Genomic DNA, 25,889 nt, shown 5'->3' on the forward strand with positions numbered 1-25,889 from the left:
CTGTTTTGGACGCAGGCATTTTGACCAAATCATTGTTTCGACCCTCGCGCTTTCTCGCGGGTACCTCGTTGGCATGCATCATGCTGTCCGCACCGGCCGCGGCGCAGGACGCCACCTGGCTGGCAACGCCGGGCTCCAACAGCCTCGTGACCGGCGCGAACTGGAGCACCGGCACGGTGCCGACCGGTATCGGCTATTTCGGTGCATCGAGCATAACGGCGCTGACGGTGGCAGGAGCGGCGTTCAATATCGGCGCCTGGACCTTCAATGCAGATGCCGCCGCCTACACGTTCACCACCAGTGAATCGCTCAATTTCAGCGGTGCGGGCATCACCGTGAATGGGGGCAGCGTCGGCATCACCAATAATTTCATGCTCGTGTTTCAAAACAGCGCCAGCGCTGGCGCCGCCACGATCAACAACCGCAACACGCTCTTCTTCTACGGTGCCAGCACTGCCGGCAGCGCGGTCATCACCAATGTCGGCACTTACAACCAGTTTTTCTTCTTCGGGACCAGCAGTGCGGGCAATGCCAGCATCACCAGTTCGAACCAGATCAACTTCGAGGGCAATAGCACGGCCGGCAATGCCTCGATCGTCAACAATTCTTATATCTACTTCAGCGGTAATACCACGGCCGGAAATTCCACGATCACCAACAACCGCAATGTGGTCTTCTCCAGTTTCGGTGACGGGGGCACGGCGCAGCTCATCAACAACGCGGCCAACAGTGTCATCGATTTCACCTACAGCACCGGCGCGCTCGGCGACAACAAATACACGATCGGGTCGCTTGCCGGCATGGGTGTGGTCTATGTCGGCAGCGGCCGGCTCGGAATTGGCGGCAACAATCTGAGCTCTAGCTTCACGGGCGTAATCAGTGATTGCGGCCCCTCCGGCCAGTCTTGCAGCAATCAGGGTGTCTCGGGCGGCGCATTGTTGAAGACCGGTACCGGCACGCTGACGCTGGCGGGCACCAATCTCTACACCGGCGCAACCGTGATCGAGGGCGGCACGCTCGCGGTGAACGGATCGATCGCGACCTCGTCGCTTACCACGGTGACTGCAGGCGGTACGCTCGGCGGCATCGGCACGGTGGGCAATACGCTGATCGATGGCGGTCGGCTGGCTCCCGGCAATTCGATTGGGACGCTCAACGTCGCCGGCAATCTCGCTTTCACGTCGGCGTCGATCTATGCGGTCGAGGTATCGCCGTCGAATGCGGACCGTGTGAATGTCTCGGGCACTGCAGCGCTCGGTCGTGCGACGGTGAATGCGAGCTTTGCCAATGGCAGCTATATCAATAAACAATACACCATCCTGAACGCCGCCGGCGGCGTCAACGGCACGTTCGGATCGCAGGTGAACACCAATCTGCCGACGAACTTCACATCGAATCTAAGCTACGACACCAACAACGCCTATCTCAATCTCACGCTCAATTTCGTGCCGACGCCAACACCGGCGCCACCGACACCATCCTTCGGCAATGGCCTGTCGTCGAACCAGAATGCCGTCGGCAATGCGCTGATCAACTCCTTCAACAGCAATGGCGGCATCCCGCTGGCCTTCGGCGCGTTGACGCCGACAGGGCTGACGCAGGTCTCCGGCGAGACGAATGTCGGCACGCAGCAGCCGGGCTTCACCGCGGCGACGCAATTCGTCGGTGCGCTGTCGGATCCCACCATGGCCGGCCGCGGTGCCAACGCGCCGTCGGCGATGGGCTTTGCGGAAGAGGGCGATCCGATGAACGCCTATGCCCATGCTACCAACGGGCGCAAGCGTTCGAGCAGCGAGCGCGATGCCTATGCGGCCATCACCAAGGCCGTGCCGCGTGCGCAGAATTTCGTGCCGCATTGGAGCTTGTGGGTGTCCGGCTTCGGCGGGACGCAGACCACCGATGGCAATTCAGCCGGTGGCACCAGCACATCGACCAGCCGTATCGCGGGTGCTGCAGTCGGCGCAGACTACTGGCTGTCGCCGCAGACGGTGGCGGGCTTCGCGCTCGCCGGTGGCGCAACCAATTACAGTGTTGCGGGCAGCGGCAGTGGCCACAGCGATCTGTTCCAGCTCGGCGGCTTCGTCCGTCACGAGATCGGGGCAACCTACATCACGGCGAGCGCAGCCTATGGCTGGCAGAGCGTCAGCACGGATCGCGCAGTTGGTGCCGAGCAGCTCCGCGCCAAATTCGATACCAACAGCTATACGGCGCGGCTGGAAGGCGGCCATCGCTTTGCGATGCCATGGCTCGGTGGTGTCGGCCTGACGCCTTATGCGGCGGCCCAGCTAACCTATCTCGATCTGCCCGCTTATGCGGAAAGCGCCGCCTCCGGTGGCGGCACGTTTGCGCTTGCCTACGCCGCCAAGGGCATCGCTGCACCGCGGACCGAACTCGGCCTGCGCAGCGACAAGTCGTTCGCGATCAACGATGCAGTGCTGATCCTGCGCGGCCGCGCCGCATGGGCGCACGACTACAACACCGAGCGCTCCGCCTCGGCCACGTTCCAGTCGTTGCCCGGCGCGAGCTTTGTGGTCAACGGTGCACGTCCCGCTGCGAATGCCGCGCTCACCACGGCTGAAGCCGAATGGCGTTTCGCCAGCGGCATCAGCGTCGGCGCGACATTCGAGGGCGAGTTCTCCGAGGTGACGCGCAGCTATGCCGGCAAGGGCGTGGTGCGCTACGCGTGGTGATCGTAGGGCGGATTAGCCGAAGGCGTAATCCGCCGGCCGAGTCCATGTGGCGAAGAACGGCGGATGACGCTTCGCTAATCCGCCCTACGGCCTTTGTTTTTCCGCACCTGCACCGCATTCACCGCCGGCGTTTGTGCCAATAGCCGCCGCAGCAGGTCGATCAGCACTTCCACCTCGTCCGGCTTCAGGCAATCCAGCAGCACGCCTTCGCGGTCCAGTGCCAGTTCGATGATCCGGTCATGCAGGGCGCGGCCGGCCTTGGTCATCACGATGATGCGCTTGCCATCGCCCTGATCGACCACTGTGACACTGCCGGCATCGGCCAGCGATTTCAGCGTCCGGCTGACCAATCCCTTGTCGAGATCGAAATACTGGCAGATCTGCTGTGCGGTGCACGCGTCCTCGCTGGCGAGTTTGGACAGGATCCGCCATTCGGTGACGCCGACGCCGAATTCCCGGCGATAGGCGCTCGACGCCCCGCCGGCCAGCTTGTTGGCCAGGAAGTTGATCAAGGCAGGGACGTAGCGGGTGTGGTTGATGACCGGTTTTGTCATGCGAAATGAATTGCTCTGAAACGTCCCAAAACAGGCGCGTCATGGTCTCCTGCTAGACTTTAGCAGTATGTCACGATGCTGCGGAATGACGCAGTTCACGCCTCCGCGGCGCATTGTCAAGGCAACCGTTGACACGTCAACATGGCTTCGATATCGCGGACCGACGCGTATGGGGACTTCGATCTTTTCGGCCTTCAAGAGCCGACATCACGCACAGAGGAGGAAACGATGCTGAGGACGTTTATTTCCGGAGCGGTGGCTGCCGCCGGCGTGTTCGCGCTGGGTGCCGTGGCGCAGGCGCAGGAAACCGTGAAGATCGGCCTGATCGTGCCGATGACGGGTGGCCAGGCCTCCACCGGCCAGCAGATTAACAACGCGATCAAGCTGTATCAGCAGAAGAACGGCGACACCGTCGCCGGCAAGAAGGTCGAGGTCATCCTCAAGGATGACGCCGCATTGCCGGACAACACCAAGCGCCTGGCGCAGGAATTGATCGTCAACGACAAGGTCAACATCATCGCCGGCTTTGGCGTGACGCCGGCTGCGCTCGCCGCAGCACCGCTCGCGACGCAGGCCAAAGTGCCGCTGATCGTGATGGCTGCCGGCACCTCGATCATCACCGAGCGTTCGCCCTATATCGCGCGCACCTCGTTCACGCTGGCGCAGTCCTCCACCATTATCGGCGACTGGGCCGCCAAGAACGGCATCAAGAAGGTGGTGACCCTGACCTCCGACTACGCGCCGGGCAATGACGCGCTCGCCGCCTTCAAGGAGCATTTTACGGCCGGTGGCGGTGCCATCGTCGAGGAAGTCAAAGTCCCGCTCGCCAATCCGGATTTCGCGCCGTTCCTGCAGCGCATGAAGGATGCCAAGCCCGATGCGGTGTTCGTGTTCGTGCCGGCCGGGCAGGGCGGCAATTTCATGAAGCAATATGCGGAGCGGGGCCTCGACAAGTCCGGCATCAAGGTGATCGGACCCGGCGACGTCATGGATGACGACCTGCTCAACAATATGGGCGACTCGGCGCTTGGCGCCGTGACCGCGCATCTCTATTCGGCGGCGCATCCGTCGGCGATGAACAAGGCTTTCGTGGCCGACTACAAGAAGGCCTACAACACCCGTCCGGGCTTCATGGCGGTCGGCGGCTGGGATGGCATCCATCTCATCTACGAGGCGCTGAAGAAGACCGGCGGCAAGGCCGATGGCGACAGCCTGATTGCGGCGATGAAGGGCATGGCCTGGGAAAGCCCGCGCGGCCCGATCTCCATCGATCCCGAGACCCGTGACATCGTGCAGAACATCTATATCCGCGAAGTGAAGAAGGTGGATGGTGAACTGTACAACATAGAGTTCGCGACCTTCGAGGCGGTGAAGGATCCGGGCAAGACGAAAAAGTAAACTCGGCCCTCATCCTGAGGAGCCCGCGTCAGCGGGCGTCTCGAAGGATGGTATAGCGATCGATGCCCTCGTGCTTCGAGACGGCCCTGCGGGCCTCCTCAGCATGAGGGCATTCCATGTCCAGCGAAGCAGATGTCCTCATGACCCTCCTCACCATCCTGTTCGACGGCGTCGCCTACGGCATGTTGCTGTTCGTGCTCGCATGCGGATTGGCCGTGACGCTGGGCCTGATGAATTTCGTCAATCTCGCCCATGGCGCCTTTGCCATGGCCGGCGGCTATATCTGCGCCATTCTCGTCAATCGCATCGGCTGGCCGTTCTTCGCCGCACTTCCGATGGCCTTTGTCGCCAGCGCGCTGATTGGTGCTGTGCTCGAGCGCTCGCTGTATCGCCATCTCTACAATCGCAGCCATCTCGACCAGGTGCTGTTCTCCATCGGCCTCGTCTTCATGGCCGTGACGGCGACCGACTATGTCATGGGCTCGTCCCAGACCTTCATCAAGCTGCCGGATTATCTGCAGGGGCAGATCGAGCTGTTCGGCCTGCATGTCGGCCGCTACCGGCTGATGATCATCGTCATTTGCGGCCTGCTGACCATCGCGCTGCAGATGATCCTGTCGAAGACCCGCTTCGGCAGCCGGCTGCGCGCTGCGGTGGATGATCCGCGTGCCGCCTCCGGCCTCGGCATCAATGTGCCGCAGGTTTTCGCCTTCACCTTTGCCTTTGGTTGCGGTCTCGCCGGCATGGGCGGCGCCCTCGGCGCAGAGATCCTCGGCCTCGATCCGCATTTCCCGCTGAAGTTCATGATCTACTTTCTGATCGTCGTCACCGTCGGCGGCTCCTCCAGCATCACGGGCCCGTTTCTGGCCTCGCTGCTGCTCGGGGTCGGCGATGTCGCCGGCAAATATTACGTGCCGACGCTCGGCGCCTTCGTCATCTACACGCTGATGATCGTGATCCTGCTCTGGCGTCCCCATGGCCTGTTCGGCCGCACGGCGGCGAGGTGAGGGCATGAGCGCGGATTCCACCACCCATCCCGAAGTCGGCACCATCCCCATGGCGCGCGCGCAGTGGCGCTGGCCCGAGGTTGTTTTCTGGCTGTGTGCCGCAGGCTGCATCCTGCTGTTCCCGAACCGCTACCTGATCCTCACCGAAATCGCCTGGCTCGCACTGTTCGCGCTCTCGCTCGATCTCATTCTCGGCTATGCCGGCATCGTCTCGCTCGGCCATGCCGCCTTCTTCGGCTTCGGCGGTTATTGCGCGGGCCTTCTCGCGCTGCACGGCCTCGTGAAGGAGCCCGTGCTGGCGCTCATCGTCTCAGGTCTCGCCGCGATGCTGCTTGGCTTCGTCACCAGCTTCCTTGTGATGCGCGGGTCCGATCTCACGCGCCTGATGGTGACGCTCGGCATCGCGCTGCTGCTGCGTGAACTCGCCAACAAGTTTTCCAACATCACCGGCGGTTCCGACGGCCTGCAGGGCATCGAGATGCAGCCGATCCTCGGCCTGTTCGCTTTCGACATTTTTGGCAAGGTCGGCTTCATCTATTGCCTGGTCGTGCTGTTCATTCTGTTCGTGGTGGCACGCCGGATCGTGAATTCGCCCTTCGGCCTGTCGGTGCGGGCGATCCGCAACAACCCGCTGCGCGCCTCCGCCATCGGCATTCCCGTCAACCGCCGCCTGATCGCGATCTACACGCTCGCTGCTTTCTATGCCGGCGTCGCTGGCGCGCTCTCGACACAGACCACGGCCTTGGCCTCGCTCGATGGCTTCGCCTTCGATCGCTCCGCCGATCTGCTGCTTGTGCTGATCATCGGCGGCACCGGCTATCTCTATGGCGGCCTGATCGGTGCCGTCGTCTTCAAGCTGATGCAGGAATTCTTCTCCACCATCACACCGCAATTCTGGATGTTCTGGATCGGCGCCGTGCTGGTGGTGATCGTGCTGATCGGGCGCGATCGGCTGCATCGCTGGGCGATGTTTGTGCCGCTGCTGATCGCCAGCAAATTCACGCGGAGCAGGGCGCAATGACCATCGCGCTAGAAACCGTCAACCTCGAAAAGTCCTTTGGTGGCCTCCGCGTCACCCGCGATCTCTCGCTGAAGGTCGCCGCCGGCGCGCGTCATGCGCTGATCGGCCCCAACGGCGCCGGCAAGACCACGGTGATCAATCTGCTCACCGGCGTGCTGAAGCCGAATAGCGGCCGCATTATCCTTGAAGGCACCGACATCACCGATTTGCCCGTGCACAAGCGCGTGCTGCGCGGCCTGTCGCGCACCTTCCAGATCAACCAGCTCTATCCCGACCTGACCCCGCGCGAGACCGTGGGCCTTGCGGTCTCGGAGCGTCTCGGCCATGGCGGCGACTGGTGGCGCCTGATGGGCACCCGCCGCGACGTCAATGACGAGATCGCGGAAAACCTCGCGCGCTTCCGTCTGCTCGACGTGATGAACGAACGCACGGCGACGCTCCCATATGGCAAGCAGCGCTTGCTCGAAATCGCGGTTGCCATTGCCGCGAAGCCGCGCGTGCTGCTGCTCGACGAACCCGCGGCCGGCGTGCCGGAAAGCGAGCGGCACGACATCCTCGCCGCGGTGGCCAGCCTGCCGCGCGATGTCACGGTGCTGCTGATCGAGCATGACATGGATCTGGTGTTCTCCTTTGCCGATCGCATCTCGGTGCTGGTCAACGGCGCCATGCTGGTGGAAGGCGCGCCCGATGACGTCGCGCGCGATCCGCAGGTGAAGGCGGTCTATCTGGGCGAGGGCGCCGATGTCTGAGCTCCTTGCCATTCAAGAGTTGCGCGCCGGCTACGGCGAAGCCGTCGTCATTCCGAAAATGACCTTGTCGCTCGACGAAGGACAGGTGCTGGCGCTGCTCGGCCGCAACGGCACGGGCAAGACCACGCTGATCAATTCGATTGTCGGCGTCACCCGCCGCTTCAGTGGCACGATCAAGCTTGGAGCAAATGACGTCACCACGCTCCGCGCCGATCAACGTGCGCGCGCCGGTATCGGCTGGGTACCGCAGGAACGTAATATTTTCCGCTCGCTCACGGTGGAAGAGAACATGACCGCCGTGGCGCAGCCGGGGCCATGGACCGTGAAAAAGGTCTACGAGATGTTTCCGCGCCTCGAAGAGCGCAAGAACAACTTTGGCAACCAGCTCTCGGGCGGCGAGCAGCAGATGCTGGCGGTCGGCCGCGCATTGGTGCTGAATCCGAAAGTGCTGCTGCTGGACGAGCCGACCGAGGGCCTCGCGCCCATCATCGTTGAGGAACTGCTGGCGGCGATCGGCAAGATCTCGCGCACCGGCGGCATCTGTTCCATCATCGTGGAACAGAATGCGCGAAAGATCTTGGGCCTTGCCGACCGCGTCGTGATATTGGAACGCGGCACGATCGTTCATGATGCGGCAAGCGCAGCGTTGAAATCCGATCCCGCCGTGCTGGATCACTTCCTCGGCGTTGCCGGCGCCGGCCATAACAACAAGACATCATCTGCCAACTGATCATTCGGGAGTATCGACCATGCAGAGAACCAAAGCCCCGTTCCGCGCCGATGAAGTCGGCAGCCTGTTGCGTCCGGCGTCCATCAAGGAAGCGCGCGCCAAACTGGAGAAGGGCGAAATCACCGCCGCCGATCTGCGCAAGGTCGAGGATCTCGAGATCGAGAAGGTGGTGCATCGCCAGGCCTCGCTCGGCCTCAAGCTCGCCACCGACGGCGAATTCCGCCGCTCCTGGTGGCATTTCGATTTCCTCGCCCAGCTGACCGGCGCCGAGCTCTATCATCCCGACACCGGTATCCAGTTCACCGGCGTCGAGACGCGCCATGACTCCGTACGCGTGATCGGCAAGCTGGATTTCCCCGACGATCATCCGATGCTCGACCACTTCCGCTTCCTCAAGCGCCACGCGGATATCGCGGGCGTCGCAGCGAAGATGACCATCCCGTCGCCCGCCGTGCTGCATTTCCGCGGCGGCCGCAAGGCGATCTCGAAGGAGGTCTATCCGGATATCGAGGTGTTCTTCGAGGATCTGGCCAAGACCTATCGCAAGGCCGTGAAGGCGTTCTACGATGCCGGCTGCCGCTATCTGCAGTTCGACGACACCGTCTGGGCCTATCTCTGCTCGGAAGACGAACTCGCCAAGGTCCGCGCCCGCGGCGAGGATGCGGACAACCTGCAGCAGATCTATTCGCGCATCATCAATTACGCGATCGCCGAGCGCCCCGCCGACATGGTGATCACCACCCATGTGTGTCGTGGCAATTTCCGCTCCACCTGGATCTCCTCGGGCGGCTATGAGCCGGTGGCGGAGACGCTGCTCGCCGGCACCAATTACGACGGCTATTTCCTCGAATACGACTCGGACCGCGCCGGTGGTTTCGAGCCGCTGCGCTTCCTGCCGAAAGGCAACAAGGTCGTGGTGGTCGGCGTCATCACCTCGAAGTTCGGCGAGCTGGAAAAGAAGGAAGACGTCCTCGCGCGCCTGCACGAAGCCGCGAAATTCGCGCCGCTCGAGCAGCTGGCGGTCTCGCCTCAGTGTGGCTTCGCGTCGACCGAAGAAGGCAACATCCTCAGCGAGGACGAGCAGTGGGCCAAACTGAAGCTCGCGGTGGATGTCGCGAATGAGGTTTGGGGGAAGTGATCTGATGTGGGCGGGTCCAGTGCGCGTGCTGGCCCGCCTGCTTGTCGTTTTCGTTGCGCTGCTTGCTGTCCCTGTGAGCCGCGCACATGCGCAGTCCGCCGATTTGGCGGGCGAGTGGCAGCAGCTTACGTCCAGCGCGGGCCAGTGCCCGCAATGTCGTATCGCTTTTGCGGGTCAAGGTCAGCGCCTGAAGGTGACAGCCAACAATGGCTGGTCGGCCGATGTTCATATCACGCCAGCCAGCAATCCCGTGAGGGCGACAGGCGAGGGACAGTGGCCCCTGCGCATTGAGGGGAAGTCCGTATCGACGCCACTCTATGTCGGCTTTGCCCTGCGCGGCGACCATCTTCACATGACGATGGTTGCCGAACTCCGGCCTGGTCGTAAACAGGTCGTCAAAGCTGTGTTCGGCCGCGTTTGGAGTGGCGTCTAGGGGAAACGCGCTACGACTGCGTTAGGAGCCGTAGGGTGGGTTGAGCGCAGCGAAAACCCATCACCACCAGCGGCCTGCATCGATGGGGATCGCTACGCCCGCCCCGTCCCGCCCGCCACGCTCTGGCCCGGATGAACCGAACGATATGCTGGGGGAAGGAGGATGGCGCGAAGCGTCGTCTCTGTTTCACCGGCTTACGGCGGATCAGCTCGAAAACTACAACAGTTGCGTATCCCGGATACGCGCCATACACTGACGAACCGGAGGGAATCCATGTCCGTTCGCCAGCGTATTGAAAAATATCGATCCTCGGGCGGCGCCGCCGATCTGGTCAGGGTCGAGGTTCTCGTGCCGTCGTCAGCACGGGACGCAGTCATCCGGATGGCGGCAGGTCTTCGCGCCAAGCATCGCGGCGAAAAGGATTTGCAGGCGATGTGCGACGAAGCCTTGGCGCGTTATGGCGTCCGCATTCGCGACAATGTCGATCTCGAACGTCTTTCTGTTCTCCGCGATCGTGCTGAAGTCATCGCGAAAGCGATCATGGAAAGGGGAGACGCACAGGCGTTTGCGCTCGGGCGCCGGATACTCGCGCATATGGAGACGGTGTGATGGCGCTCTCCGATCTTCAGAAACGCATCATGCTACGCCTTGCTGCCAATCGATCCGAAAGCAGCTACCTGGCCGGTGGTCTTGTCTCAATCGCGATTGGCCGCGGCGATCTGACGATATCGATATCTTTCACGATACCGATGAAGAAGTTTCCGATGTGGCGCGAAAGGACATCGCTGATCTTGAAGCGGATGGGCTCCATGTTCATGTCGATGTGAACGCGTTTGGGACTTATGAAGCAACCGTCTCCGACAATGCGTCTTCGACCGTCATCCAGTGGATGAGTGACACCCGGATCCGGTTTTTTCCTTTGGTCCATGATGAGCAGTGGGGGCTTCGACTGCATCAGGCCGACCTCGCGGTGAACAAGATCCTTGCGGCAGCGAGTCGACGGAAGGCGCGCGACTTTGCGGATTTAATCGCAATTGCTACGCAGATGTGTTCGTTAGGTCCGGTGATCATGGCCGCATCCGGCAAACCACCGAACTACTCTCCACAAAAAATTGTCGATCAAATCCGCTGGCATGCCCAAAGCATATCCGATGCGGAATACGCGTCGGTGAAGGGAATTCCATCCGACTGGACAGCTGAATTCATGCGGGCAGAAACAACCAGGCTGGCGGATTTGGCAGAGGCTTATATTTTGAGTGCGCCGATGGAGGTGATCGGCGTACTCGCTGTCGATGCAAGTGAAACTCCGGTCGAAGTCACCAATGAAACGATAGCTGCCGCCATCTTGCGCAAGGCGACTGAAGAACCTGATGTTATGCCCGCGCTGGAGCGATGAGGTGTATTCGCACGACTGCCATTACTAATTCTTCCCGCGTCCCACGCTCTCATACGTGAATCCGGCCTTCTCCATTTCCTCCGGCCGATACACGTTGCGCAGATCGACCAGCACCGGCTGCTTCATCTTCGCCTTGATCTGCGCGAGATCGAGCGCACGGAATTGCTCCCACTCCGTCACGATCACCAGCGCATCGGCACCCGTGGCGCAGGCATAGGCGTCCTCGCTATAGATCACGGAGGAGGGCAGCTCGCTCTTGGCCTGCTCCATGCCGACGGGGTCATAGGCCTGCACGGTCGCGCCGAGGTCCTGCAGCGCCGTGATCAGCGGGATGGATGGGGCTTCGCGCATGTCGTCGGTGTTCGGCTTGAAGGTGAGACCGAGCACGCCGACCGTCTTGCCGCGCAGGCTGCCGCCCAGCGCATGCTGCACCTTGCGCGCCATCGCGCGCTTGCGATTGTCGTTGACGGTGAGCACGGCTTCGACGATGCGCAGTGGCGCTTCATAATCCTGGCCGGTCTTGACCAGCGCGCGGGTATCCTTGGGGAAGCAGGAGCCGCCGAAGCCGGGACCGGCATGCAAGAACTTTGCGCCGATGCGGTTGTCGAGACCGATGCCGCGGGCGACGTCCTGCACGTCGGCGCCGGTGCGCTCGGCGAGATCGGCGATCTCGTTGATGAAGGTGATTTTGGTCGCGAGGAATGCGTTGGCGGCGTATTTGATCAGTTCGGCGGTGCGGCGGCCCGTATACATGATCGGCGCCTGGTTCAGGTAGAGCGGCCGATAGATCTCGGCCACCACCTTCTGCGCGCGCTCGTCCTCGGTCCCGACCACGATGCGGTCGGGATGCTTGAAGTCGCGGATCGCAGCACCTTCGCGCAGGAATTCGGGGTTGGAGGCGACGGCGACATCGGCGGCCGGATTGGCCTCGTTGATGATGCGCTCGACCTCGTCGCCGGTGCCGACCGGGACGGTGGATTTGGTGATGACGACGGTGAAACCGGTCAGGTTCTGCGCGATCTCGTGCGCGGCGGCATGGACGTAGGACAGGTCCGCATGGCCGTCGCCGCGGCGGGACGGGGTGCCGACGGCGATGAAGATCGCATCGGCCTTGGCGACGGGATCGGCGAGATCGGTGGTGAATGCAAGCCGGCCGGCCTTCACATTGGCGGCGACCAGGGCGTCGAGGCCGGGTTCATAGATCGGGATTTCACCGCGTTTGAGCGCCTCGATCTTGTTGGCCGCTTTGTCCACGCAGGTCACGTGATGGCCGAAATCGGCAAAACAAGCGCCCGATACCAGTCCGACGTAGCCCGTGCCGATCATCGCAATACGCATCAGTCGCTCCAGCCTCTTCAAATGCCCCAACGATGCTGCATCGCACCGATGGGTATCCATCTATCACGCGGTTCCGACAGGAGCGAGACAGGCTGCCCCCATAGTTGCGGGTCGGCCGGGCGAATGGACCATGTTCTCGCATTAATCGTGAATCCCGACGACGAAAATGAAGACCATTTCGTCAGTGGGCAGCGTATGTTACAGAGTGGGCAGGGGGTGTGTCTGCCCACTCCTCGCCGCCAGGCTGCCGCAAGCCTGCCACATGTTCTGCCGCTAGAAAGCCGCAAGAAATTCAATGAAGAACGACCAGATCCTCGGAATCATCTCGGATTTCTGTCGCCAGGCGGAGATGGCGGAATCGACCTTCGGCCGCCGCGCGGTAAATGACGGCAAGCTGGTCGCGCGCCTGCGCGAGGGCAAGCGGATCACCATCGATACGCTGGAGCGGATCCAGGCGTTCATTGCCCAGTCGATGCCGGAAGGCGTGCCGCCGCCGCCAGGCCTGGAGGCGCCGATCGAGCGCCGCGATCCGCGCAGCAATTTTCGATTCTTCGAAAACCGGCAGAAATACCTGCTTTTTGTGCATACCTGCTCGGAAAAGCGGGTAATCGCCGATCGCGTCGCGCTGGAGCTCGCCAACATCCATCCGCGCCCGCCGGCGCTGCGCGTGTTCGATGCCGGCGTCGGCGATGGCACCGTGCTGTCGCGCGTGATGCGGTCGATGCACGGCCGTTTTCCGCATATGCCGTTCTATATCGCGGGCAAGGAACTCAGCCTTGAAGATGCCCGCCTGACCCTCGACAAGATCCCGGATCGCCTGTTCGAGCATCCAGCCACGGTGTTTGTGCTCACGAACATGCACTATGCCGAAGCCCCAAGCCTGACCCCCGCATCGCCGACTGCCGCCGCCGCCATGATCTGGCACGAGGTTCCGCTGCGCGGCGGTTCCTCGGGCGAATTCGCCGACCAGATCGCCGGTCTTGGAGCTTTTCTAGAGGACAATTGGCGCGCCAGCATCAATCCGCGCTCGGGCATGCCGACCTATGAGCGCCCCGTCGCCCTGATGGTCTACCGCGAAGATCACCGTTTTTTGCTCGACAGTATCATCCCCCGCGCAGGGCGTACCGAGGCCAATTTCGACCTGATTATCGCGTCCCAGCCCTATCGCGCGAAAAGTTCTGTCCAATTTCGCGCCCGCCGCATCATAGCTCCACTGGCCCGGGCGCTGCGGGCAGGTGGGCGGCTGATTGGCATCCATTCGCATGGGCAGGACCCCGGTATGGAGATCGTCCAAGCCGTCTGGCCCAAAGAAAATCCTTTCGCCGTCTCGCGGCATGAGCTATTGCGGGCAGTGAAATACGAGCTGGGCTCCGCCGGCCGCGATCTGAACTTCAATGCCTATTCCGACCAGCGGTCGATCTTTCGCTACGCCATGGAGGCGCTGCCGAACGAGGTCACCGGTTCGATCGGAACCTCGACGGCATTCGCAGCCTGGAACGCGGCGGTCTATGTGGCCCAAATCGAGGATGACCGTTTGACGGAAGTGACGCAGAGCGGCCGTTATCTGGATGCCACGAGAGAGGTTTTGCGCAAGCACAACGGTCTCTGGTTCTACGACGAATCCTACGTCATCTCGCGGCGTCGCGACTGACACATCGAACAAGCCGAAACATCCAACGAACTGCCGTCCCCGGCGCAAACACAGAGGATCAGTTGATGCGCGCGTCTTATCTCTTCACCAGTGAATCCGTTTCCGAAGGCCATCCCGACAAGATCTGCGATCGCATCTCGGACGAGATCGTCGATCTGTTCTTCCGTGAAGGCCCGAAGGCGGGCATCGATCCCTGGGACATCCGCGCCGCCTGCGAAACCCTCGCCACCACCAACAAGGTCGTGATCGCCGGCGAAACCCGCGGTCCCTCGACCGTCACCAATGATCACATCGAAGCCGTCGTTCGCGCCGCCATCAAGGATATCGGCTACGAGCAGGACGGTTTCCACTGGCAGAAGGCCGATGTGCAGATCCTGCTGCATCCGCAGTCGGCCGACATCGCGCAGGGCGTCGATGCCAAGCAGCCGACCAATGCCGAAGAAGGCGCCGGCGACCAGGGCATCATGTTCGGCTACGCGTCGAACGAAACCCCGGAACTGATGCCGGCCCCGATCTTCTATGCGCACAAGATCCTGCGTCTGATCTCGGAAGCCCGTCATGCCGGTACCGAAAAGGTGCTCGGTCCTGACTCCAAGAGCCAGGTCACCGTTCAGTATGAAAACGGCAAGCCGGTCGGCGTGCGCGAGATCGTCGTGTCGCATCAGCATCTCGTCGAGGACATGACCTCGAACCAGGTGCGCGAGCGCGTCGAGCCTTACGTCCGCAAGGCGCTGCCGGACGGCTGGATCACCGACAAGACGATCTGGCACATCAACCCTACCGGCAAGTTCTTCATCGGCGGTCCCGATGGCGACGCAGGTCTGACCGGCCGCAAGATCATCGTCGACACCTACGGTGGCGCAGCGCCGCATGGCGGCGGCGCGTTCTCGGGCAAGGATTCGACCAAGGTCGATCGCTCGGCTGCCTACGCTGCCCGTTATGTCGCGAAGAACATCGTCGCTGCCGGCCTCGCCGACAAGGCGACGCTGCAGCTCGCTTACGCCATCGGCGTGGCGCGTCCGCTGTCGATCTATGTGGACACCCACGGCACCGGCAAGGTCGCTGACGATGTGATCGAGAAGTCGGTCGCCGCGTCGATGGATCTGACGCCGCGTGGCATCCGCAAGCATCTCGATCTCAACAAGCCGATCTATGCCCGCACCGCGGCTTACGGCCATTTCGGCCGCACGCCCGATGCCGATGGTGGCTTCTCCTGGGAGAAGACCGACCTCGTCGATGCGCTGAAGCGCAACGTCTAACAACACCCTCGTCGTTCCGGGGCACATGCGCATCTTCGCGCATGTGAACCCGGAACCTAGCAGTGACTATCACATCGGGATTCCGGGTTCGCTCGCGAAGGCGCGAGCGCCCCGGAATGACGACATCAGCAAGGATTTGAACATGACCGCTCCCGCCGGTTTCACCGACTACATCGTCAAGGACATTTCGCTGGCACCCTTCGGCCGCAAGGAGCTCTCGATCGCCGAGACCGAAATGCCCGGCCTTATCGCCACCCGCGAAGAATTCGGCCCGAAGCAGGTGCTGAAGGGTGCCCGCATTGCCGGCTCGCTGCACATGACCATCCAGACCGGCGTGCTCATCGAGACGCTGAAGGCGCTCGGCGCCGACATCCGCTGGGTCTCGTGCAACATCTATTCGACCCAGGATCACGCCGCTGCCGCGATCGCCGCTGCTGGCATCCCGGTGTTCGCGGTCAAGGGCGAATCCCTCACTGAATACTGGGACTACACCGCAAAGCTGTTCGACTGGCATGGCGGCGGTCACCCGAACATGATCCTCGACGACGGTGGCGACGCCACCATGTATGTCCATCTCGGCCTGCGCGCCGAAAACGGCGACACGGCGTTCCTGGACAAGCCGGGTTCGGAAGAAGAGGAAGTGTTCTTCGCGCTGCTGAAGAAGCAGCTCAAGGAAAAGCCGAAGGGCTACTTCAAGGCGATCGCCGAGAGCATCAAGGGCGTGTCGGAAGAAACCACCACGGGCGTGCATCGCCTGTACGACATGCAGAAGGCCGGCACGCTGCTGTGGCCTGCCATCAACGTCAATGACTCCGTCACCAAGTCGAAGTTCGACAACCTCTATGGCTGCCGTGAATCGCTGGTCGACGGCATCCGTCGCGGCACCGACGTCATGATGTCGGGCAAGGTCGCCATGGTTGCCGGTTTCGGTGACGTCGGCAAGGGCTCGGCCGCGTCGCTCCGCCAGGCCGGCTGCCGCGTGCTGGTGTCCGAAATCGATCCGATCTGCGCGCTGCAGGCGGCGATGGAAGGCTATGAAGTCGTGACGATGGAAGATGCAGCACCGCGCGCCGACATCTTCGTGACCGCCACGGGTAACAAGGACATCATCACCATCGAGCACATGCGCGCGATGAAGGATCGTGCGATTGTTTGTAACATCGGTCACTTCGACAACGAGATCCAGATCGCGACGTTGAAGAACCTGAAGTGGGACAATATCAAGCCGCAGGTGGACGAAATCACGTTCCCGGATGGCAAGCGCATGATCCTGCTATCGGAAGGCCGCCTGGTGAATCTCGGTAACGCGACCGGCCATCCGTCCTTCGTGATGTCGGCGTCCTTCACCAATCAAACGCTGGCGCAGATCGAACTGTTCGCGAACAACAAGGACAGCAAGTACAAGAAGGAAGTGTACGTGCTGCCGAAGTCGCTGGACGAGAAGGTGGCGCGCCTGCATCTGGCGAAGATTGGCGTGAAGCTGAGCACGCTCAGCACCGAGCAGGCCGCTTACATCGGCGTGAAGCAGGAAGGCCCGTTCAAGGCCGAGCACTATCGCTACTGAGTTCGGCTTGACCGATTGAATAAGAAAAGCCCCGGAGCGATCCGGGGCTTTTTGTTTTTCACTCCAACTGTCGTCACCCGGCTCGACCGGGTGACCCAGTAGACTCAAACGGTAGCGTGTACTGGATCGCCCGGTCAGGCCGGGCGATGACAGTAGGCGTGTTACTTCAGCATCTCCCGCACCATCGGAATGACCTTGGTCCCGTAGAGTTCGATGCAGCTCATCAGCTTCTCATGCGGCAAAGGGCCTGCGCTGTATTTCATGTCGAAGCGCGACAGGCCGAGCGCCTTCGCTGTCTTCGCGATCTTCTTCGCCACGGTCTCCGGCGATCCCACATAGAGCGAGCCGTGATCGACCTCCTGGTCGAATTCGCGCCGTTCCATCGGCGGCCAGCCCCGCTCCTTGCCGATGCGGTCGCGCATCTGCTTGTAGTCGCCCCAGATGTCCTCCCGCGCCTGCTCGTCGCTGGCGGCGACATAGCCGGGTGAATGCACGCCGATCGGCTTCACGGGGCGCTTAATCTCGGCATAGGCGCGGTGATAGAGATCGACATAGGGTTTGAAACGCTCGGGATCGCCTCCGATGATGGCGAGCATCAATGGCATGTCGTAGCGCACGGCGCGCACCACGGATTGCGGGCTGCCCCCGACGCCGATCCAGGTCACGAGGTTGCCGGTCTCGATCGGCGGATAAACGTGCTGATTGGCCAGAGGAGGGCGGGTGGTGCCGCTCCAGGTGACTTCATCGCTATTCACCAGCTCCGCAAACAGATCGAGCTTGTCCTCGAACAGCGTCTCATACTGATCGAGCTTGAAGCCGAAGAGCGGGAAGGACTCGGTGAACGAGCCGCGGCCAAGGATCACTTCGGCGCGGCCGTTGGATGCAGCATCGACTGTCGCAAAGCGCTGGAAGACACGGATTGGATCGTCCGAGCTCAGTACCGTTACGGCTGATCCCAAACGTATGCGTTTCGTGCGCGCAGCAATGGCGGCAAGCACGACTTCAGGTGCGGACACCGCGAAGTCGGCGCGGTGATGTTCGCCGACGCCGAAGAAATCAACGCCGAGTTGATCGGCCAATACGGCTTCGTCGATGACGTTGCGGATGACCTGTGCATGCGACAGCATCTGGCCGTCAGCGCCGCGCGTGACGTCGCCAAACGTGTCGAGGCCGAGTTCGAGTCTCATGTGATGTATCCCGGGCTGAAAACGACAAAGGCCGCGCAGGATGCGCGGCCTTTTTGATTTTTCTTGGCTCGTCCAGCTTTGCTGGCGCTTACTTGGGTTCGCTGATCGCGAAGTTCAAGGTGCCGATGCCGTCCACGCCGCACTCGACCTTGTCGCCGGGATTGAGCGCAGCGACACCTGCCGGCGTGCCGGTGAGGATGACGTCGCCGGCGCCGAGTTCGACCTGCAGCGACAGCTTCGAGATGATCTCTGCGATGTTCCAGATCATTTCCGACAGGTCGCCCTTCTGGCGCTCGGTGCCATTCACCGACAGCCAGATCTTGCCCTTGGAGGGATGACCGGACTTCGAGGCCGGGATCAGCGCACCCGTCGGGGCCGACTGGTCGAACGACTTGCCGATCTCCCAGGGCTGCTCTTTCTTGCGCGAGATCGTCTGCAGGTCGCGGCGGGTGAGATCGACGCTGACGCCGTAGCCCCAGACGTGATCGAGGGCCTGTTCGGGCGAGATGTTGAGACCGCCGCTCTTCAGCGCGACCAGCAGCTCGACTTCGTGCTGCATGTCCTTGGTGAGCGTCGGATAAGGGATCACGCTTCCATCGGCCGCGGTCATGTCGGCGTGCTTGGCGAAGAAGAAGGGAGGGTTGCGCTCGTCATTGCCGAGTTCGCGGATGTGCTCGAGATAGTTGCGGCCGACGCACCAGACGCGGCGGACCGGAAATTTGGCGGTCTCGCCCTGAACGGCGATAGCGGCCTGCGGCGGCGGAGTAATCACGTAGGAAGCGGTCATGAAAGGTGTCTCAGACTGGTTGCAAGTGACATTGATCCGCTGCGAGGCGGCCGGAGAGGTTCTTACGCCGATGCGTCGAGCGGCGCCAGCGGGGAGGCTTCACGATGCTGCAAGCGGAAGAAGGACGCATAGCGGCCATCCCGGCGCAGCAGGTCATCGTGGCGGCCGCGCTCGACGATCTCGCCGCCTTCGACCACCAGGATCGCGTCAGCATGCATGATGGTGTGCAGGCGATGGGCGATGACGATGGTGGTGCGGTTCTGGCAGAGATGCTCGATGGCTTCCTGCACCGATTTCTCGGATTCGGAATCCAGCGCTGCGGTGGCCTCGTCGAGCAGGATCAGTGGCGCATTCTTCACCAGCGCGCGGGCGATGGCGATGCGCTGGCGCTGGCCGCCCGACAGTGTGGTGCCATGTTCGCCAACCGGCGTGTCATAGCCCAGCGGGAAGCTGAGGATGAAGTCATGGGCGCAGGCGGCCTTGGCCGCAGCAACGATCTCGTCCTCGGTCGCGCCTGGCTTGCCGAAGGCTATGTTCTCGCGAATGGTGCCGCGGAACATATAGACGTCCTGGCCGACATAGGCGGCCTGGCTGCGCAGCGAGTGGCGAGAGACATCGGCGATGTTCTGGCCGTCGATCACGACCTGGCCTTCACTGACGTCATACATGCGCAGCAGCAGTGCCAGCACCGTGGACTTGCCGCCGCCGGAGGGGCCGACAAGGGCGGTCATCTTGCCGGGCTCGGCGACAAAACTCATCCGATTCAGCACGATCTCGCTGGGGCGATAGCGGAAAGTGACGTCGCGCAATTCAACGCGAGCGTCGGTCAGCTTTAGCGGAGGCTTGTGATCGTCATTGGGCTCGGTGGCCGGGCTATCGACGATCTCCAGCAGCGTGTGCGCGCCGATCAACTGGCTGTTGAGATCGATGTTCAGCCGCGCGAGGCGCTTGGCCGGCTCATAAGCGAGCAGGAAAGCGGTGATGAAGGAGAAGAACTGGCCGGGCGTCGCGCCCATCGCCACCACGCGGTAGCCGCCATACATCAGCGCGCCGGCAATGGCGAAGCCGCCAAGGCTTTCCATCAGCGGCGAGGAGCGGCTGGAGACGCGCGCCATCTTGTTGGCGTTCTGCTCGACGGAGGTGATGCTGGCTTCCATGCGCGCCTGCATCGTCTGTTCGAGCGTGAAGGCCTTGACGGTGCGGATGCCCTGCAGCGACTCCTGCATCACTTCGAGAATTTCGGCCGTGCCGGTGAACTGGTTGCGCGCGAGGCCTTTGATGCGGCGGACCAGCTTGCGCAGCACCAGGATCGCCGGTGGCGCCACCAGGAAGCCGGTGATCGCCATATAGGGATCCTGCATCACCATTACGCCGACCAGCGCGATGAGCGACAGCAGATCGCGGCCGACGGCATTGATCAGCAGGTTCAGCACCTGCGTCACCGAATTGGCGCCGGCGGTGAGGCGCTGCAGGAATTCGGAGGAGTGGCGCTCGGAGAAGAAGCCGATGCTCTCGCTCATCAGCTTGGCGAACAGCCGGCGCTGATTATTGGCGACGATGGCGTTGGAAATCTTGGACAGGATAACGGTGTGGCCGTAGGTCGCCGCACCCTTGACCAGGAAGATGATGACCACGAAGCCGGAGAACAGCGCGATGCGCTCAATGCTACGGTCCACATAGGCCTGGTTGATGACCTCGCCGAGCATATAGGCGGAGGAGGCGGTGGCGCCGGCGGAAAGGGCCATCAGCAGGAAGGCGGCGAGGTAGCGGCGCCAATAGGTGGCGGCCTGTTCAGTGACCAGGCGGCGGATCAGCGCCCAGGCGCCCGAGGGATCGTCGGTAACTTTGCGTGTAACTTTGGCCATCCGCGGTCCAGAGGCGCTGAACGGAACCGCCCGCGGCAGTGTGCCGGGCGCCCGGTCGGCGTTGCGAAACAGCCGCCTGATTGCCTGTTAAACCAAGGATTTTCAAGCCAAAATAGGGCTTGTCAGGACTTTGTTAACCCGTACGTCGAACCGTGGCTCGGGCCTGAATCAGGCCGATTGTGCCATCAGTTCGACCCCGAAGCGCTCCCGGGCGAGTTTCTCCTCCCATGCGAGCGCGTGGCGGGCGATGGTTTCAAGGTCGTCGTAAACAGGTGTCCAGTTAAGGGTGGCTTGGATGCGGGATGTATTGGCGATCATGGTCATGATGTCGCCGTCACGGCGTGGGGCGTATTGAACCGCGAAGTTGCGGCCGGATGCACGGCGCACGGCCTCGATCGTCTCCAGCACCGAATAGCCGCGGCCATAGCCGCAATTCAGCGTTGTCGAGGTGCCGCCCTCGCGCAGATAGCCGAGGGCGGCGCGATGCGCCTGGACGAGATCACTGACATGGATGAAATCGCGGATGCAGCTGCCGTCCGGGGTCGGATAATCGGTGCCATAGACGTCGATCTTGCTGCGCTGGCCGGTGGCGGCCTCGACGGCGATCTTGAGCAGGTGTGTTGCGCCCATGGTGGCGAGGCCGGTGCGTCCTTGCGGATCGGCGCCGGCGACATTGAAGTAGCGCAGCACGACGAATTCCATGCCATAGGCCGGCGCGATGTCGTGCAGCATGATTTCGGTCATCAGCTTCGATGAGCCGTAGGGCGAGAGCGGGCGCGTCGGCGCATCTTCAGCAACCGGTGTGAAGTCAGGATTGCCATAGACCGCGGCCGTCGATGAGAAGATGAACCGTTTGACGCCGCACTTTACCGCTGCATTGAGCAGGTTGCGTGAGGTCGCGGTGTTGTTGCGATAGTAGGCGAGCGGATCGCGCATGGATTCCGGTACGACGACGGAGCCCGCGAAATGGATGATGGCATCGACGCCGTGGGCATTGATCACGCCCTCGACGAGATTCTCGTCAGCGACATCGCCGATGAACAGCGGAACGCCTTCGGGCAGATAGGTGGAGAAGCCGGTGGACAGATTGTCGATGACAACGACATTCTCGCCGGCTTCCACCAGCGCATGCACCATGTGACTTCCGATGTAACCAGCGCCGCCGGTGACCAGAACCGTCATGTGGATTGTCTCACTCTCCCGTTTGGAGAGACGATAGACGTTTTGCGGTGAAGGGCGGGTTTCGGCGTGTGGTTACTGGTCTCTATGCTTAATGTTGCGTATAGGAACCGGGGCGAAATGGAGTTCTCTGTGCCGATTGCGGGCAAAACAGCCGGAAAATTGCAGGTGATCATCACCAATCTGCATTGGCGCTACTCCGGTGTGACGGCGACCAACCGCATGGTGGCGCCGAAACTTGCCGACATGATCGATGCTGCGTGGCTCGGTTCGGATAAGCCTACCGGCATCGCACGCCTGAGCTTCGCTGGACTTCCGAAATTATGGATGCGGCGAGAGCCGATCATCTGGCATGCGCGCCGCAACAACGAGATGATCGTCGGGGTTCTTCTCCGCGCGCTGGGCTGGCCGCTGAAGCTGCTGTTCACCTCGGCCGCGCAGCGTCATCACAGCTGGATCACGCGCTGGCTGATCCGCCGCATGGACGCGATCATCGCGACGTCGGATGCGTCCGCGTCTTATCTCAGGCGCGCGGCGACCGTGGTGACGCATGGCGTCGATACCGATCGCTATATGCCGCCTGTTGATCGCGCGACTGCTTTCGCCGAGGCCGGGTTGCCGGGACGTTACGCGATCGGCTGCTTCGGCCGCGTCCGCGCGCAGAAGGGCACCGATCTGTTCGTCGATGCGATGTGCGCTCTGCTGCCGCGCTATCCGGATTTCTCCGCGGTGATCGTCGGCGCCATCACGCCGGATCAGATCGTGTTCGCCAATGAGCTGCGGAAGAAGATTGCAGAGGCGGGCCTGCAAAATCGCATCATCATCACCGGCGAACTGCCGATCGCGGAAGTCGAGCGCTGGTATCGTCGCCTGACGATTTATGCATTCACCTCAAGGAATGAGGGCTTTGGCCTGACGCTGATCGAGGCGATGTCGGTGGGGGCTGCACTCGTTGCGACGCGCGCCGGTGCGGCCGAGATTGCGGTTGAGGACGGCGTCACCGGAACGCTGGTGCCGACGGGCGATGCAAAAGCTCTGGCAGATGCCATCGCGCCGCTGATGCGCGATCCGGATATTGCGCGGACCATGGGCGAGCGGGGACGCCAGCGTGTGCTCGACAAATTCAGCCTGGATGCTGAAGCGAGCAACATCGCGGACGTCTATCGCAAGCTTGTCTGACCTTTCAGGATATCGGCTACAAACGCATCGAGATCGCCGCCGGCAAACAGGAAGCCCGGGAGATGCGCAGCTTTTGCCGCCTCGATATCGCTGTCGCGATCGCCGATGACAAAGCTGCCTTTTGATATCACCGGCCAGTGCTGCATCAGGTCGAGGATCATGCCGGGCTTTGGCTTTCGCCAGGGGTGATCCTCGCGATAGGCCTCGACCGTGGCGGTCGGATGATACGGGCAGTAACGGACGTCATCGATACGAGCGCCGTCTTTTGCGAGTTCGCTGCGCATCCAGTCCAGCAATGTAATGAGCTCGGCTTCGCTGAAATAGCCGCGCGCCACGCCGGACTGATTGGTGAAGAGGAAGACGTGATAGCCGGCATCGTTGAGCCGCTTCACTGCCTTGGCCGCATTCGGCATCCAGCGGATTTTCTCGGGCTGGCCGACATAGTTGTCGTCATAGTTCAGCACGCCATCGCGATCGAGAATGGCGGCGGGCTTTGGCTGCTTGATCAAAGTCATGAGGACACGCTGTTGGCTTCGGCTTTCGCCATCAAATTCTGGATGATGTCAGCCACATCCTGAGCCGGGATGTCGCGCATGCAGGCATGGTTGTTCATATGGCAGACCGGCGTGTGGCACGGCTGGCACGGCACAATCGTCTTGGTCTGCACGGTGGCTGCGAGGGGATTGAGCGGTCCCCACAATTGCGGGCTGGTCGGGCCGAAAATGCCGATGGTCGGCGCGCCCACTGCGGCGGCGATATGCATCAGGCCGGAATCATTGGCGACGGCCACTTTGGCGGCGGCCATGCCGATCACGCCGTTGCGCAGATCGTTGGTGGTGAGGTCCTTTGCCTTGGGGCCTGCTGCAGCGATGATCTCGTTGGCGAGATTTTTTTCGCCGGGGCCGCCGATCACCCAGACATCGTAGCCGCGTTCCACCAGAAGCTTCGCCGCCTCCGGGTAATAGGTCCAGCGCTTGGACGAGCCGACGGAGCCGGGGCCAAGGGCGACCGCGGGGCCGGTGCCAAGCCCATTAGCCTGCCGCCAGCGGGCGATCTCCTCGGCGGGAACGCGGAAATCCGGCACGGGCCAGTCGGTCGGCAGTTCCGTGCCCGGCGGCAGTGCGAGTGCGCATTTGCGATCGATCATGCGCGAAAGCTTCTTTTCGCCCCAGCGCCAGTCAGTGAGCAGGCCGAAGCGAACCTCGCCGACAAATCCGACACGCTCGGGGATGCCCGCAAGGGCCGGGGCGAGGGCGGATTTCCATGTCCGTGGCATGATCAGCGCCGTGCCGTAGTGGCGCTCGCGCAGCTGGGCGGCCAGATCGCGCTGTTTTGCGATCGCCAGCGCCCCGCGCGGCAGGTCCCAGACGATCCCGGAGCGCACGCCGGGCATGTAATCCACCAGCGGCGCCACCAGTTTTGTCACCAGCAGATCGATCGGCCGGTTCGGCCAGCGCTCTTTCAGCACCCGCACCACCGAATGACCGCGCACGAAGTCGCCGATCCACATATAGGGCACGATCAGGATCGGCCGGGTATCCGCCGCATCCACCGTCACGCCCGGGTATGGGGTATTTTGGATCATGGTTTCAAAGGCTTCGCGTATGGCTCGAGGCCAGTCGGTAGCCGGTCCGTCGGGGCCAGACAAGCGGTTTGGAAATGTGTCCGCCGATGTCCCCATGCGGTTTACGACATCTCGGCGCCCAAGTTGCCTGTCGGGCAGGAGTGGGGCAAAGGTGGCGCTGTAGGATGAAAATGGGGAATCCATGCTGCTGGTGACCGGAGGAGCCGGTTTTATCGGATCGAACGTGGTTGCGGCGCTGAATGACGCCGGCCGCGCCGACGTCGTCGTGTCCGATTTCCTCGGCCATGACGGCAAATGGCGGAACCTGGCCAAGCGGCAGCTGGCCGATGTGGTGCCCCCCGGTGAGCTGATGCACTGGCTCAAGGACCGCCGGCTCGATGCCGTCATCCACATGGGCGCAATTTCTGAGACAACGGCGACGGACGGCGATCTGGTCATCGAGACCAATTTCCGCCTGTCCATGCGACTGCTCGACTGGTGCACGACCCATGGTGTGCCGTTGATCTATGCCTCCTCGGCGGCGACCTATGGCGATGGCGAGCAAGGGTTCCGCGATGCCGACACCGTACCGGAGCTGAAGACGCTGCGGCCGATGAATCTCTATGGCTGGAGCAAGCACCTGTTCGATCTGGCGGTCGCCGAGCGCGTCGCCAAGGGCGAGCCGATGCCGCCGCAATGGGCCGGGCTGAAATTCTTCAACGTGTTCGGGCCGAACGAATATCACAAGGGCGGCATGATGAGCGTGCTGACCAAGCGCTTCGACGACATCAAGGCCGGCCGTGGCATCCAGCTATTCAAGTCGCATCGCGAGGGCATCGCCGATGGCGATCAGCGACGCGACTTCATCTATGTGGAAGACGTCATTCGCGTCATCCTGTGGCTGCTGGCGACGCCGCGTGTCAGCGGCATCTACAATGTCGGCACCGGTACTGCGCGCAGCTTCAAGGATATGATGCTGGCGACCTATGCGGCGCTCGGCACCACACCGAACATAGAATATATCGATATGCCCGAGCAGATTCGCGGCAGCTATCAATATTTCACGCAAAGTGAGGCCGATCGGCTGCGCGCGGCCGGCTATAATGGCGGCTTCACGCGTCTGGAGGATGCGGTGACGCAGTACGTGACGCATTATCTCGATACGCCCGATCGCTTTCGCTGACGTCCAGGTTCCGGTGT

The 25,889-nt window shown here is 62.2% G+C and carries 24 protein-coding genes; 16 read left to right on the forward strand and 8 right to left on the reverse strand.

Annotation, left to right across the window (positions count from 1 at the left end):
- Positions 1-80: 80 nt before the first annotated feature.
- The gene (locus AC1RQ5_RS11855) at positions 81-2,690 is read left to right on the forward strand and encodes an autotransporter outer membrane beta-barrel domain-containing protein (protein ID WP_493199132.1); all 2,610 of its coding nucleotides are present in this window, start codon (positions 81-83) and stop codon (positions 2,688-2,690) included.
- 74 nt (positions 2,691-2,764) lie between these two features.
- Here the strand turns inward: AC1RQ5_RS11855 and AC1RQ5_RS11860 are convergent, their stop codons facing one another.
- Positions 2,765-3,244, reverse strand: coding sequence for a MarR family winged helix-turn-helix transcriptional regulator (locus tag AC1RQ5_RS11860; protein ID WP_398480867.1), 480 nt, complete (start codon positions 3,242-3,244; stop codon positions 2,765-2,767).
- A 228-nt stretch (positions 3,245-3,472) separates the two neighbouring features.
- Here AC1RQ5_RS11860 and AC1RQ5_RS11865 point away from each other — a divergent pair, with 228 nt between their 5' ends.
- The 10 genes from AC1RQ5_RS11865 to AC1RQ5_RS11910 all read left to right on the forward strand — a co-directional run bounded on the left by AC1RQ5_RS11865 (position 3,473) and on the right by AC1RQ5_RS11910 (position 11,116).
- A complete protein-coding gene (locus AC1RQ5_RS11865) occupies positions 3,473-4,642 on the forward strand; it encodes an ABC transporter substrate-binding protein (protein WP_398480869.1) in 1,170 nt (389 codons plus the stop codon).
- 140 nt (positions 4,643-4,782) lie between these two features.
- Entirely contained in the window at positions 4,783-5,649 is an 867-nt protein-coding gene (locus AC1RQ5_RS11870) for a branched-chain amino acid ABC transporter permease (RefSeq protein WP_493203395.1), read from the forward strand.
- Between the two features lie 4 nt (positions 5,650-5,653).
- Entirely contained in the window at positions 5,654-6,670 is a 1,017-nt protein-coding gene (locus tag AC1RQ5_RS11875) for a branched-chain amino acid ABC transporter permease (RefSeq protein ID WP_493199135.1), read from the forward strand.
- Positions 6,667-7,419, forward strand: coding sequence for an ABC transporter ATP-binding protein (locus AC1RQ5_RS11880; protein ID WP_493199137.1), 753 nt, complete (start codon positions 6,667-6,669; stop codon positions 7,417-7,419). The genes AC1RQ5_RS11875 and AC1RQ5_RS11880 overlap by 4 nt, the downstream gene beginning before the upstream one ends.
- A complete protein-coding gene (locus AC1RQ5_RS11885; RefSeq protein ID WP_493199139.1) occupies positions 7,412-8,149 on the forward strand; it encodes an ABC transporter ATP-binding protein in 738 nt (245 codons plus the stop codon). Before AC1RQ5_RS11880 ends, AC1RQ5_RS11885 begins: the two co-directional genes overlap by 8 nt.
- A 19-nt stretch (positions 8,150-8,168) precedes the next feature.
- Positions 8,169-9,287, forward strand: a complete 1,119-nt coding sequence (locus AC1RQ5_RS11890; protein ID WP_493199141.1) for a cobalamin-independent methionine synthase II family protein — start codon at positions 8,169-8,171, stop codon at positions 9,285-9,287.
- A 19-nt stretch (positions 9,288-9,306) separates the two neighbouring features.
- A complete protein-coding gene (locus AC1RQ5_RS11895) occupies positions 9,307-9,720 on the forward strand; it encodes a hypothetical protein (RefSeq protein ID WP_493199143.1) in 414 nt (137 codons plus the stop codon).
- Between the two features lie 162 nt (positions 9,721-9,882).
- A complete protein-coding gene (locus AC1RQ5_RS11900) occupies positions 9,883-10,329 on the forward strand; it encodes a hypothetical protein (protein WP_493199144.1) in 447 nt (148 codons plus the stop codon).
- Complete coding sequence (locus AC1RQ5_RS11905) at positions 10,329-10,547, forward strand: hypothetical protein (protein WP_493199145.1); 219 nt, start codon at positions 10,329-10,331, stop codon at positions 10,545-10,547. The genes AC1RQ5_RS11900 and AC1RQ5_RS11905 overlap by 1 nt, the downstream gene beginning before the upstream one ends.
- Positions 10,487-11,116 (forward strand): hypothetical protein, encoded by a 630-nt coding sequence (locus AC1RQ5_RS11910; protein ID WP_493199146.1) that lies wholly within the window; start codon positions 10,487-10,489, stop codon positions 11,114-11,116. The genes AC1RQ5_RS11905 and AC1RQ5_RS11910 overlap by 61 nt, the downstream gene beginning before the upstream one ends.
- A 24-nt stretch (positions 11,117-11,140) precedes the next feature.
- Here AC1RQ5_RS11910 and AC1RQ5_RS11915 read toward each other — a convergent pair whose 3' ends face one another.
- Entirely contained in the window at positions 11,141-12,454 is a 1,314-nt protein-coding gene (locus tag AC1RQ5_RS11915) for a UDP-glucose dehydrogenase family protein (protein ID WP_493199148.1), read from the reverse strand.
- Between the two features lie 295 nt (positions 12,455-12,749).
- On the opposite strand from AC1RQ5_RS11915, the gene AC1RQ5_RS11920 reads away from it, so the two are divergent.
- The 3 genes from AC1RQ5_RS11920 (at position 12,750) to ahcY (ending at position 16,928) form a co-directional block, all read left to right on the forward strand.
- Entirely contained in the window at positions 12,750-14,105 is a 1,356-nt protein-coding gene (locus tag AC1RQ5_RS11920) for a hypothetical protein (RefSeq protein ID WP_493199150.1), read from the forward strand.
- Between the two features lie 65 nt (positions 14,106-14,170).
- Positions 14,171-15,364, forward strand: a complete 1,194-nt coding sequence (gene metK, locus AC1RQ5_RS11925) for a methionine adenosyltransferase (protein ID WP_398484079.1) — start codon at positions 14,171-14,173, stop codon at positions 15,362-15,364.
- A 142-nt stretch (positions 15,365-15,506) separates the two neighbouring features.
- Entirely contained in the window at positions 15,507-16,928 is a 1,422-nt protein-coding gene (ahcY, locus tag AC1RQ5_RS11930) for an adenosylhomocysteinase (protein WP_493199152.1), read from the forward strand.
- Positions 16,929-17,089: 161 nt separating this feature from the next.
- Here ahcY and AC1RQ5_RS11935 read toward each other — a convergent pair whose 3' ends face one another.
- From AC1RQ5_RS11935 to galE, 4 genes are all read right to left on the reverse strand, one after another.
- Positions 17,090-18,115 carry an LLM class flavin-dependent oxidoreductase gene (locus tag AC1RQ5_RS11935; protein ID WP_493199154.1) on the reverse strand — a complete coding sequence of 342 codons (1,026 nt, stop codon included), beginning with the start codon at positions 18,113-18,115 and terminating at the stop codon, positions 17,090-17,092.
- Positions 18,116-18,203: 88 nt separating this feature from the next.
- Positions 18,204-18,902, reverse strand: coding sequence for a fumarylacetoacetate hydrolase family protein (locus AC1RQ5_RS11940; RefSeq protein ID WP_493199155.1), 699 nt, complete (start codon positions 18,900-18,902; stop codon positions 18,204-18,206).
- A 62-nt stretch (positions 18,903-18,964) separates the two neighbouring features.
- A complete protein-coding gene (locus AC1RQ5_RS11945; RefSeq protein WP_493199157.1) occupies positions 18,965-20,767 on the reverse strand; it encodes an ABC transporter ATP-binding protein in 1,803 nt (600 codons plus the stop codon).
- A 168-nt stretch (positions 20,768-20,935) separates the two neighbouring features.
- Positions 20,936-21,949: a UDP-glucose 4-epimerase GalE gene (galE, locus tag AC1RQ5_RS11950; protein WP_398484068.1), complete on the reverse strand. Its 1,014-nt coding sequence runs from the start codon at positions 21,947-21,949 to the stop codon at positions 20,936-20,938.
- Between the two features lie 117 nt (positions 21,950-22,066).
- Here galE and AC1RQ5_RS11955 point away from each other — a divergent pair, with 117 nt between their 5' ends.
- Entirely contained in the window at positions 22,067-23,125 is a 1,059-nt protein-coding gene (locus AC1RQ5_RS11955; protein ID WP_493199159.1) for a glycosyltransferase, read from the forward strand.
- Here AC1RQ5_RS11955 and AC1RQ5_RS11960 read toward each other — a convergent pair.
- Together AC1RQ5_RS11960 and waaF are read right to left on the reverse strand one after the other, a co-directional pair.
- Entirely contained in the window at positions 23,107-23,640 is a 534-nt protein-coding gene (locus AC1RQ5_RS11960) for an HAD family hydrolase (RefSeq protein ID WP_493199161.1), read from the reverse strand. The genes AC1RQ5_RS11955 and AC1RQ5_RS11960 overlap by 19 nt on opposite strands.
- Positions 23,637-24,710 carry a lipopolysaccharide heptosyltransferase II gene (gene waaF / locus AC1RQ5_RS11965; RefSeq protein ID WP_493199163.1) on the reverse strand — a complete coding sequence of 358 codons (1,074 nt, stop codon included), beginning with the start codon at positions 24,708-24,710 and terminating at the stop codon, positions 23,637-23,639. The genes AC1RQ5_RS11960 and waaF overlap by 4 nt, the downstream gene beginning before the upstream one ends.
- A gap of 181 nt (positions 24,711-24,891) precedes the next feature.
- Here waaF and rfaD point away from each other — a divergent pair, with 181 nt between their 5' ends.
- Positions 24,892-25,872 (forward strand): ADP-glyceromanno-heptose 6-epimerase, encoded by a 981-nt coding sequence (gene rfaD / locus AC1RQ5_RS11970; protein ID WP_493199165.1) that lies wholly within the window; start codon positions 24,892-24,894, stop codon positions 25,870-25,872.
- Positions 25,873-25,889: the final 17 nt, after the last annotated feature.

It is taken from the genome of Tardiphaga sp. GW821-FHT12E02 (genome assembly GCF_058807155.1).